A 9,778-nucleotide genomic window follows, 5' to 3' on the forward strand; every position below is an offset into this window, starting at 1 on the left:
CTGCAGCCATCCCGGCCCTTTTGGGGAAAGTGTTCCTACTGCCGTCAGAGCTTACATCTTTATGTAAATGAATATTCACACGCTGCCTGTCCTTTCTGATAGGTACATTCAATTATTTCAGCAGGATTCATTTTTTCAATATAGGTCAAACACCTGAAAACCATCCCATGACCCACAAAAATAACCTTATCATAATCTGAATATTTATCTGCCACGCGTATCATTCTTTTTCGCATATGGCTAAGGGATTCCCATCTGCATTTTTTTCCTGGCGGATACTCACCGTTGAATTCAGTAAATTCTCTGGCAAATGCAAAGCTTTCTTCAGAAGTTTCATACTGATTGTTCTCATCAGGTATCCATTCATGCAAATCGATATCAACTTCAACTCGTATTCCTGTTTCTCTTGAAAGAATCTGAGCCGTCTGTAACGCTCTTGTGTAGGGAGAAGATACAATAAGTTCTGCCTCTTTCAGACGGGCATCTTTTGCCGTTATTTCTGCCTGTTGTCTTCCTTTTTCGGATAAAGGGGCAAAATCCCTGCCAAATCCCCAAAATCCATTTACAAACATATCATCGTAATTTGCTTCTCCATGCCTGACAAGATAATACAATGCCATTTTATGAATCCTCCTGATGCCCTTTAATCCTCCTCACTTCCCGCTGATGCGCGGGTCGATGAGCCGATAGATGACATCCACCAGATAATAGACCACAATCACTACGAAAGTGATGTACAGGATCAGTATCTGCACCACCGGGAAATCCCTGGTGGAAATGGCGCTGATCAGCAGCCTGCCGATGCCGGGCAGTCCGAACACTTGTTCTATCACAATACTGCCCGCCACGATCTCCGCCACGATCATCCCCAGGAAAGTGACCACGGGCATCATGGCATTGCGCAGCACATGGGCATACATGACCCGCCGCTTGGTGCAGCCCTTGCTGTAGGCCGTGCGCACATAGTCCGTGCCCACCTCCGTCAGCATGGAATTGCGTAAAAATCTTGCCGTCATGGCAATCTTCGGCAGGGCGATGGACAGCGCCGGGAACAGCAGGTATCCCAGGAAGCCCGTGAAGTCCTCCTCATAGCTGATATAGCCGCCGGGCGCGAAAAGCTTCAGGACGATGCCGAACACGAAAGTCACCAGGATGCCCAGAAAGAAGGATGGCACCGCCATGGTGGCCTGGGTGATGACGCCCAGGACAGCGTCCAGCAGACGGCTGCCGCTCCTGGCCCAGAGCACCCCCAGCGGGATGGACACCAGTATAATCAATGCCAGCCCCAGCGCCGCCAGCCACAGCGTCACGGGAAGCTTGTCCCCGATCAGCTCCGCCACCGGCATCATCTCGTTCATGTTCCTGGAGTAGCGATAGCTGACTCCCAAATCGCCCTTTGCCACCCCCGACATCCAGTTGAAGTACCGAACTGCAGGCGGGTCGTTGAATCCCAGCTCTTCCCGAAGCTGCTCCTCCCTCTCGGGAGTGGCTTCCGTCCCCAGGATGGATGTGACCACGTCCCCGGGGATGATCTGGAACGCAAGGAAAGCGGCGACGGAAACAAGGAACAATGTCATAATGAGAGTGATGGTTTTCTTACCTAAATATTTCACGCTGCCGCCTCCTTTTTATTCCAGTTCCCATTCGTGGGAATTTGTTCCGCCTCTTCACTTCAGTGCCGAGGCTCTTTTTATTCGGTGATGTACACTGTGCTCATGTCCTGCACATACACAGGGTAGAACTTGTAGCCCGCAAGCTTCTTGCTGATGGCCGTCTGGTTGGACGCCACCTGGATGAACACGCTGCCCGCCTCGTCGCAGAGGATTTTCTGCAGCTCTTTGTAGCACTCTGCCTTCTCCGCCGGGTCCAGAGTGGCCTGGGTTCTGGTGTAGACCTCATCATATTCCGCGCTGCTGAAATTGATGAAGTTCTTCTTGGAGTCGGTCTGGAAACGGTTCATCAGGTATCCCGGCGTCATGTCGCAGGTCAGGGAGACGATGGTGGCCTCGTACTGGCGCCCCTTGTAGGTCTCGTCCAGCCAGGTGCTCCACTCCACCGCCTTGATGGTAGCCCGGATGCCCACTGCCTTCAACTGCTCCACCACCACCTCTCCGGTCTGCATGTGGATCTCATAGTTGGAGGGAACGGTAATCTCCAGGTCGAACCCGTCCGGGTATCCCGCATCCGCCAAAAGCTCTTTCGCTTTCTCCACATTGGCCGTGGTGCCATAGGTGTCGTTCAGATCCACATAATTCTCCTTCAGCGTGGGCAGCATGGCCGAGCTGATCAGCGTGCCCTTCCCGCCCCCTACGAAGTTGTTGATCTCTTCCTTGTCTATGGCATAGGAAATGGCCTGGCGCACCCGCACGTCATTCAGAGGCTCCACCGCATTGTTCAGATACAGCGCCTGCACCGCATTGGAGGGCGACGAAACCACCTGGTGGCTGCCCTGAAGGGCCTGGGCCTGGGAATCCGTCAGGTAGGCGTAGAAGTCGATGGTGCCGCCCTGGAGCTCCAAAAGGGCCGTGTCGGCGCTGCCTGAAATCTTGAACTCCACCTGATCCAGATAGGGCAGGCCCTCCTGCCAGTAGTCCGGATTCTTCGCCAGGACGATCCCCTCCTGGGGCTTGTAGGAAACAAAAGAAAAAGGCCCGGTGCCAATGGGATCCACCGCCTCTCCCTCTCCGCTGCCCGCGGGGATGATGGCTGCCACGAAGCTGTAGATCAGCTCTGTGTTGGCGCTCCCTACTGTCACCTGAACCGTCTTTTCGTCTATGATGTCTACGGATTCAATCGCGTTCAGCGTGGAACTTAAGGGCGTGCCATCCAGCAGTCCCGATACCCTCTCCAGAGAGTACTTCACATCCTCAGCCGTCACGACGTTGCCATTGTGGAACTTCACGTTTTCCCTCAAGGTGAAGGTGTATACCAGACCATCCTCGGAGATTGTGTAGTCACTGGCTACCGCATTGATCAGATTGCCGTTCTCATCGGGCTTTACCAAGCCCTCGAAAACATTGAATAAAATTTCGCTCGTTCCTGCCGCCGTCGCTTTGTGAGGGTCAAGACTGTCGATATCCTGTTGTACTCCTACAACGATGGAGCCGCCGTACATATCCCCTGCCTGTCCGGAAGCGCTCCCGCCCTCCGAACCGGATTCCTCCCCGCTCTCCTGCACCTCCGTGCTCTCTTCGGAATCATTAGATTCTGTGGAAGCATCGGACTGCCCGGAGTCAGGCTGTGTGGATTCTGTTGTGGACTCCTTTGAGGAATTATCCTCCGAAGACTCTCCTGTGCCGTCTGCGCATCCGCCCAGTACAGCCATTCCCAGAAGCGCCGTAACCAGAAGAACACAAAGGCCCTTCTTTCCGTGAAAACTTCTTTTCATTACGCTCTTCTCCTCTTCGTCGCAATGGAACGCTTTTATGTACGCTTTCCATTGGCATGATGATAAACCTCTCATTATTCGATTGTCATCCTCATTTTACCATAGAATGGGGGAAAAGCAAGTATTTTCTGTGGTACAATCGCCAAGTGTAATGGCCGAAAGGAGCAGCCGCATCGCTGTTCACTCCGTACATGGCGGCAGCTGCACAGAAACTATAAGCCCGTCGTTTTAACGAATATTAGCCTATATTTTACCGCACTGACGATAAAAGACGCATTTGACGGTAAGTCTGGCGGACAATAGCCAATCAGCCTCCGCCCTCCATCCGTCTGCGGTAGACCTGATACAGGCAGTTCCATTCAAAGTCGCTCTCCGGCCGATATGCCCTGGGAAAGCACTCTGCCAGCCGCTCCTTCGCCTCCGGGGCGCACAGTTCCTCCCGCAGCGTCTCCTTCAAACCGTTAAGCTCCAGAAAGCGCCCTACCTCTTCCAGACCGGCCCGCACCTTTTCTTCTTCCACGCAATAGTCCATATCATAGCGGGTATCCGTCTCCCACCGGGTCAGCATATCCGTCTTTTCTCCAATCCATTCCGTCAAAACTGCCGCAGACCCATTGTTTTTGGTCATGCGCGCCAGCTTGTCTATATCGTGGGTATTCGGCACTGTGACGCCTGCGCATTCCAGAAAAGCCTTCAGGGTCTTTTCCACTGCCTGCTGCAGGTGATACGCCACCGCATTCATATAAGCCTCATCGTTTTCCGGCACCTTCAGCAGGTTCTCCGCCGCCCGGTAGTCCAGAAAAGCGCGTCTGAAATACCTGATGTCACACATAGCATCCCTCCCTGTCATACACCACAATTCCCTTTTCCTCTATCTCCCTGCGCAGCCGCTCCCCAATCCGGTCGGCATAGAGCACGTCCACCCCTTCCCCTGTCTCCCCGGCGCTGTAGGAAAATGGCTTCTCCACGTCATACCGCTCGATGCACAGATCCAAATCGCTGTAACTGTTGCACCGGAATTCCACGCCGCTTCCGAATACGATTGCCGCCTTTATGTTCCCATCCTCCTGGAAGTCACGCTGGAAAGCCTGCACCAGCTCCTGTTTTAAGGGGTGCACATACTCCGCATGGAGAAAACCGATTGTCTCATTTTTTCTGTCAAATGTAAAATGCAGGTCAAAATTGTTGTATTTTTTCATTCAGTTTCCTCCCAGTTCCTTTCGAGAGGTTTTCCGTTTCTTATCACCATTTTATCATAGAATACAGGGATTGCAACTATTTTGAGCCCTGTTCAGCTTTGAAAGGTAAACTTATTTTATGACTTGCCATTTTCAAGAAATCTCTTGTTTCAACATTTTGTTCTAAAATTCCTGGGATACCGCATCATCAACAACAGCATATGGTATTCAATATCCGACATCTCCCGCGCCGCTCCGTCTACAAAGACCTCATTGAATTCCTCGTGTATCCTGATTCCGCCCATCTCCAGATAGTTTTCCTTCTCCTCCCCGGTTCCGGAAGCCTTCCCCATGTAGACATGATACCGGCGCAGCAGAGCCTTCACCCTGCCCAGGCCCCTGCCACGGTCTGAATGCCGAAGTTCTCGAATATCTGGAACAGCTTTCCGTCCTGCTGCGCGGCTTCGAATACCTTCTCCATAAGCTTTTCCCGGCCGATCTCCTTATCCTTTTTGATGAAAGGCCACAAATCTTCCAATAGCCCCTTGGCTCCATACTGGCGTATGGGCAGCGCCCCCATGTCCGGAATGTCCGGCCCGTTGCCCGCCATCATGTCCATGTTCAGCCTGGCAATCCTCGCGGCATTGTCATCGCCTGTGTTCAGCTGGCTGTAGTCCCTGACCTCGATGCGGTAGTCCTCCAGAGGGAAGTAGAAGTTGATGTCGTCCTGATTGATATCGGAATCCACCCATGAGAACAGTTTCTCCCCCTCTTTGGCGCCTGCCTTGCAGCCATATACCGTATCTCCGTTCTGATAATAGAACTGATAGGCCCCTCGGCCGGGCCGGATGCCATAGGCATTCAGAGGCATGGGATATTCCGCCCCCAGGGCTTTCTTTTTCGGGTCGATGGTCTTCAGCACATTGTCCGAGGTCTGGGTTTCCTCATTGTAAGAAGAACAGATCATGCCCAGGGTGCCGTCCCCCAGGGGCGTCAATGCGCCTGTCATGTCTTTGCCCTCCACCGTGAACAGCACCTGCAGCCCGGGATCCAGAGCGAATATCTTCTTCTCCGTTACGGCATAGATGTTGCCGTCCCGGTCGAAGGCTGTGCTGTAGACAGTATCCACATCCAGTTTCTGCGCCAGTCCGCTGATATCGACGCGCTTCAGTTCTTTCCCTGCGGCATCCAGCTGCCGTCGGATCACAGTCTCCTGGATATCGCTCTGGTACTGCCATTTATCGTCCGTCTCCTCATTGAATCCCTCAGGGAGCCGGAATGTGTAGCTGTACACATTCTCCGTGACCCACATGGTATCCTCTGTCCCCACAGAGAGTTCCTGGATGCTTACATTTCCCTCCGTCCCCTCCGGAAGCGGCACCGGCTGGTACTGCTCCAGCTTCACGGCCTCCCCGCCCTCCAGCGGTATCCTGTAGAGGAAGCTCACATAATTGGCCGCTGCGCTGTCTGCCGGAACCGCTTCATTTGCATTGGCTGCCAGATATATGTTCCGGCTGTCCGCACAGCCGGCGCTGAGGCCCTCCGCCGCCAGCTTGAGCTCCGTAAATTTCGGCACATACACCGTGCCGGGCAGCCGGCTCTCCTTCTCCTTTTCCCTGCTGCCGCAGGCAGTCAGCCCCAGGGACAGAATCACGGCCAGCAGCACGGCCCTTTTCCCTGATTTGTGTCCACACCACATGATCGGATACCTCCTTGTATGTATTTCTCTATAAATCCAGCATACCTCCTGTTCCTTAATAGATTCCGGCTGTATTCCTTAACAAATCTAAAGCCCCTGCCGCAGCCCCGCAAGCGCTTCCATCCAACCGGCTAGAAGCGAAAAGGCTGAAAAACATTGTATATTATTTCCGCACATGCTATAATTCCCTTATTCATTTTCATAGCGGTTCGTAAAGGGGATGCCGGCACGAGGAAATCGCAGAAACATGAAAAAAGGAGGTTGCAGACAATGGATATCCGTATCAGGAAGGAGATGCCGGCGGATTACCGCCAGGTGGAGGAGCTGACCCGGGAGGCCTTCTGGGGCGCGATGGACCATCCCACCTGCGATGGGGAGCATCTGATCGTGCACAAGTTAAGGGGCCTGCCCTGTTTCGTGCCTGAGCTGGACTTCGTGGCAGAGGTGGACGGAAAAATCGTAGGGCATGTCATCTACAGCCTGGCGAAGGTGGTGCCCGCGGAGGGCATGGGCGAGAGGCATCTCACAGAAGAAAGACGTTCCGGAGAAATAGAAGTCCTGAATTTCGGCCCCTTGAGCGTCCACCCGGACTACAAGAGGATGGGGATAGGTTCCGCCCTGATGCGCCATTCCATCACACGGGCGGCGGAGCTTGGATACCGCGCGATCGTCTTCTACGGGCATCCCGATTATTATCCCAGATTCGGGTTCCGGAGGGCCAGCCGGTATGGCATCCTGTCCGCGGACGGAAGCAGCCTGGACGCGCTGATGGCCATGGAGCTGTACGATGGCGCTTTGGAGGGCATTGATGGACGGTATCTGGAAGACTGCGTCTATGAGGTAAATCCGGCGGAAATGGCGGAATTTGAAAAGGGCTTTCCCTACAAGGCGCCTGTGCAGCCCATACCCTCCCAGGTTCTGACAAGCCAGCTTCCCAGAGAGGCAAAACAGGCCTTCGTACTGCATGGAATCAGGTATGTGGCGCAGCTGCAGCGGTTCAGCGGCGCAGAGCTCCTTGGCTGGGAGGGCATGGACGAGCATCTGTTGGGGCGAATCAACGGGATATTGTCACAATTGGGACAGCCCTGTAAGCTTGCGCCCTCATCTTATATTTTACAGCTCGCCGAACTGGGCCTGCGCTGCCCTGTCTGCTCGCTTATCCGGTCAAAGGCCGGCATCTCTCTGTATCGGGTGGAATCGGAGGGGAAAAGATACATCCTGAAGGTCTTTGAGAAGAAAGAGGATACACGGGAAATCCGCAGCTATCTGATGCTGTCAGAGCTGGGGATACCCACCCTGCCTCTGCTGGGCCGCACGGAGAACGCCCTACTGCTGCCCGATGTGGATGCATCCGGCGATTACAGGCTGGGCGAGGAAGGGGATCTGAGCGACCCTCAGGTGGCAAGGTCTGTCGCCAAGTGGTACAGGACACTGCATGACAGGGGCAGGGCTTTTCTTTGCGGCATGGAAGAGGGGCATTCCAGAGAAGAAATGCAGCTTGGAGAAGAAGTGGATTCCATGTACGACGAATCCGACGTAATCACCCTGGAAAACATGAGATTAATCGCGAAAAAGACAGGCACCGGGGACAATACACTCTGGCAGGCCATTACAGAGCATTACCCTGAAATCCGCCGCCGAATCGATGCCCTGCCCCGCACATTGACCTACAATGATTTCTACTGGACGAACCTGATCGTGTCCAAAGACAAGGAACATGCCTTTATGTTCGATTACAATCTGCTGGGAAAAGGCATCGCTTACGGCGATGTCCGCAACGTGACCTGCGCCCTCTCCCATAAGGCGGCGGAAGCTTTCCTGGAAGCCTACGGCGGCCACATCCCGGATTTGGAGAAGAAAGCGGACGCCTTTATTGCGCCGCTTGTGACGCTGTTCGGCGCCTGTGAGCGCCATACATTCCCGGCCTGGGCGGAGGCTTCCCTGGAGGAATTGAAAAGCGGCCGTATATTGGAGCATCTGGAAAAATGGCTGAGAGCGCAATAGCTATCGCTCCATTTTCACCAGATGCCCACCAGATACTCCCCTCGTCCCTTCCTTCCAGGCGCTTTGCATCCGACACCGAAAAGCCATGCCGCACTGCTCCCTATATCCCCTCCACGCAGTTGGCCATCAGCATGGCGATGGTCATGGGGCCCACGCCGCCGGGCACAGGGGTGATATACGATGTCTTCGGGGCCACGCTTTCAAAGTCCACGTCCCCGCAGAGCTTATTGTCCTCATTCCTGTGGATGCCCACGTCTATGACTACAGCTCCGTCTTTCACATAAGTCTCGTCCACCATCCTGGGCTTCCCCACTGCCGCTACCAGGATATCCGCCCGCCTGGTAATCTCCCGCAGATTCTCCGTCCGGGAATGGCACACTGTCACGGTGCCATTCTCCCGCAGCAGCAGCATGGCCATGGGCTTGCCCACGATGTTGCTGCGGCCCAGCACCACGCACTCCTTCCCCTGTATCGAGATGCCTGAGCGTTTCAGCAACTGGATGACCCCGGCGGGAGTGCAGGATACGTAGCCGGGCCTGCCGATGCTCAGGTTCCCCACGTTCACGGGATGGAAGCCGTCCACATCCTTCTCCGGCGAGATGGCAAGGAGCACCCTCTCCTCGTTGATATGGGAGGGCAGGGGGAGCTGTACCAGGATTCCGTTTACATCCTCACGTTCGTTCAGTTCCCGGATGATGCCCAGCAGCTTTTCCTCCCCGGTCTCCTCCGGCAGCTCGTAGGAAAGGGAGCGGACGCCCACATACTCGCAGGCCTTCTTCTTGTTCCGCACGTACACGGAGGAGGCCGGATCCGCGCCCACCTGAACCACCGCCAGGGTGCGCTCTATGCCCTGTTCCCTCATCCGCGCAGCTTTTTCCCGTAATTCGTCCTTGATCTCCTGGGAAATCTTTTTTCCGTCTATGACCTGATACATCCTGTCCTCCTACTCTGTATTTGAATAGCGTTTTTTAGTTTTTTCAGTATTCTGGATTATCCTAAACCGCATAAATTCGCTGTTTCCGAGATATATTTATATCTGCGAGATTTTTTTGCACCGTTTTGGCACTGCTTTTTCCTTGATCACCTTTATGACATAGTGTTAGCACCTTTGTATGGTCACTAAGGAAAAATCTACCCGAAAACCGCATCTCCCATACAAACAGGAATTTATTTATGTCGTGGATATTCGGGCATCAAATCAATCAATTTAATTGTCCGTCCTTCTTTATCCAGTAGAATTTCAATATTTTCCACATCTCCGCCTAAATGCATCATAAATTCTCTGCAAATACCGCAAGACGGAATTATATTTCCATCTTTATATACTGAAACCACTTTTTTAATCTCACTTTCGCCATATGTAAGCATTGTTGATAAAGCATTTCTTTCAGCACACATTCCTATAGAGCCATCTGTGTCAATGCATATACCCTTGTAAATATTGCCCTTTTTTGTGAGTACGGCAGATGCCACACTTCCTACCCACATTTTATTTGAAACATCATGGGG

Annotated in this window: 10 protein-coding genes; 1 reads left to right on the forward strand and 9 read right to left on the reverse strand. The window is 53.5% G+C overall.

The window, feature by feature from the left end; genetic code table 11:
* Nucleotides 1-59 precede the first annotated feature (59 nt).
* The 7 genes from Q2B33_RS05000 to Q2B33_RS05030 all read right to left on the reverse strand — a co-directional run bounded on the left by Q2B33_RS05000 (nucleotide 60) and on the right by Q2B33_RS05030 (nucleotide 6,265).
* Nucleotides 60-620, reverse strand: coding sequence for a histidine phosphatase family protein (locus Q2B33_RS05000; protein ID WP_300564749.1), 561 nt, complete (start codon nucleotides 618-620; stop codon nucleotides 60-62).
* A gap of 33 nt (nucleotides 621-653) precedes the next feature.
* Nucleotides 654-1,613, reverse strand: a complete 960-nt coding sequence (locus tag Q2B33_RS05005) for an ABC transporter permease (protein ID WP_296473177.1) — start codon at nucleotides 1,611-1,613, stop codon at nucleotides 654-656.
* Nucleotides 1,614-1,690: 77 nt separating this feature from the next.
* Nucleotides 1,691-3,388 carry an ABC transporter substrate-binding protein gene (locus Q2B33_RS05010; RefSeq protein ID WP_300564746.1) on the reverse strand — a complete coding sequence of 566 codons (1,698 nt, stop codon included), beginning with the start codon at nucleotides 3,386-3,388 and terminating at the stop codon, nucleotides 1,691-1,693.
* 307 nt (nucleotides 3,389-3,695) lie between these two features.
* Entirely contained in the window at nucleotides 3,696-4,220 is a 525-nt protein-coding gene (locus Q2B33_RS05015) for a HEPN domain-containing protein (RefSeq protein WP_300564744.1), read from the reverse strand.
* Entirely contained in the window at nucleotides 4,213-4,587 is a 375-nt protein-coding gene (locus tag Q2B33_RS05020; protein ID WP_296464199.1) for a nucleotidyltransferase family protein, read from the reverse strand. Before Q2B33_RS05020 ends, Q2B33_RS05015 begins: the two co-directional genes overlap by 8 nt.
* Before the next feature lie 149 nt (nucleotides 4,588-4,736).
* The gene (locus Q2B33_RS05025) at nucleotides 4,737-4,919 is read right to left on the reverse strand and encodes a hypothetical protein (protein ID WP_300898342.1); all 183 of its coding nucleotides are present in this window, start codon (nucleotides 4,917-4,919) and stop codon (nucleotides 4,737-4,739) included.
* A 29-nt stretch (nucleotides 4,920-4,948) separates the two neighbouring features.
* Nucleotides 4,949-6,265: a hypothetical protein gene (locus tag Q2B33_RS05030; RefSeq protein WP_300564740.1), complete on the reverse strand. Its 1,317-nt coding sequence runs from the start codon at nucleotides 6,263-6,265 to the stop codon at nucleotides 4,949-4,951.
* Between the two features lie 270 nt (nucleotides 6,266-6,535).
* Here Q2B33_RS05030 and Q2B33_RS05035 point away from each other — a divergent pair, with 270 nt between their 5' ends.
* Nucleotides 6,536-8,269 (forward strand): GNAT family N-acetyltransferase, encoded by a 1,734-nt coding sequence (locus Q2B33_RS05035; RefSeq protein ID WP_300564738.1) that lies wholly within the window; start codon nucleotides 6,536-6,538, stop codon nucleotides 8,267-8,269.
* A gap of 100 nt (nucleotides 8,270-8,369) precedes the next feature.
* Here Q2B33_RS05035 and folD read toward each other — a convergent pair whose 3' ends face one another.
* Nucleotides 8,370-9,203, reverse strand: coding sequence for a bifunctional methylenetetrahydrofolate dehydrogenase/methenyltetrahydrofolate cyclohydrolase FolD (gene folD, locus Q2B33_RS05040; protein ID WP_300564736.1), 834 nt, complete (start codon nucleotides 9,201-9,203; stop codon nucleotides 8,370-8,372).
* A 233-nt stretch (nucleotides 9,204-9,436) separates the two neighbouring features.
* A partial coding sequence (locus Q2B33_RS05045; RefSeq protein WP_300913884.1) for a cytidine deaminase occupies nucleotides 9,437-9,778 on the reverse strand: 342 nt, incomplete at its 5' end.

Origin of the sequence: uncultured Acetatifactor sp. (assembly GCF_948601915.1) — a bacterium.
Classification (GTDB): domain Bacteria; phylum Bacillota; class Clostridia; order Lachnospirales; family Lachnospiraceae; genus Acetatifactor.

Bases quoted from the DNA above. Each gene is read 5' to 3' on its own strand.
- Q2B33_RS05000 (WP_300564749.1), bottom strand. From the start codon at position 620: ATGGCATTGTATTATCTTGTCAGGCATGGAGAAGCAAATTACGATGAT.
- Q2B33_RS05010 (WP_300564746.1), bottom strand. From the start codon at position 3,388: ATGAAAAGAAGTTTTCACGGAAAGAAGGGCCTTTGTGTTCTTCTGGTT.
- Q2B33_RS05015 (WP_300564744.1), bottom strand. From the start codon at position 4,220: ATGTGTGACATCAGGTATTTCAGACGCGCTTTTCTGGACTACCGGGCG.
- Q2B33_RS05020 (WP_296464199.1), bottom strand. From the start codon at position 4,587: ATGAAAAAATACAACAATTTTGACCTGCATTTTACATTTGACAGAAAA.
- Q2B33_RS05025 (WP_300898342.1), bottom strand. From the start codon at position 4,919: ATGGGGAAGGCTTCCGGAACCGGGGAGGAGAAGGAAAACTATCTGGAG.
- Q2B33_RS05030 (WP_300564740.1), bottom strand. From the start codon at position 6,265: ATGTGGTGTGGACACAAATCAGGGAAAAGGGCCGTGCTGCTGGCCGTG.
- Q2B33_RS05035 (WP_300564738.1), top strand. From the start codon at position 6,536: ATGGATATCCGTATCAGGAAGGAGATGCCGGCGGATTACCGCCAGGTG.
- folD (WP_300564736.1), bottom strand. From the start codon at position 9,203: ATGTATCAGGTCATAGACGGAAAAAAGATTTCCCAGGAGATCAAGGAC.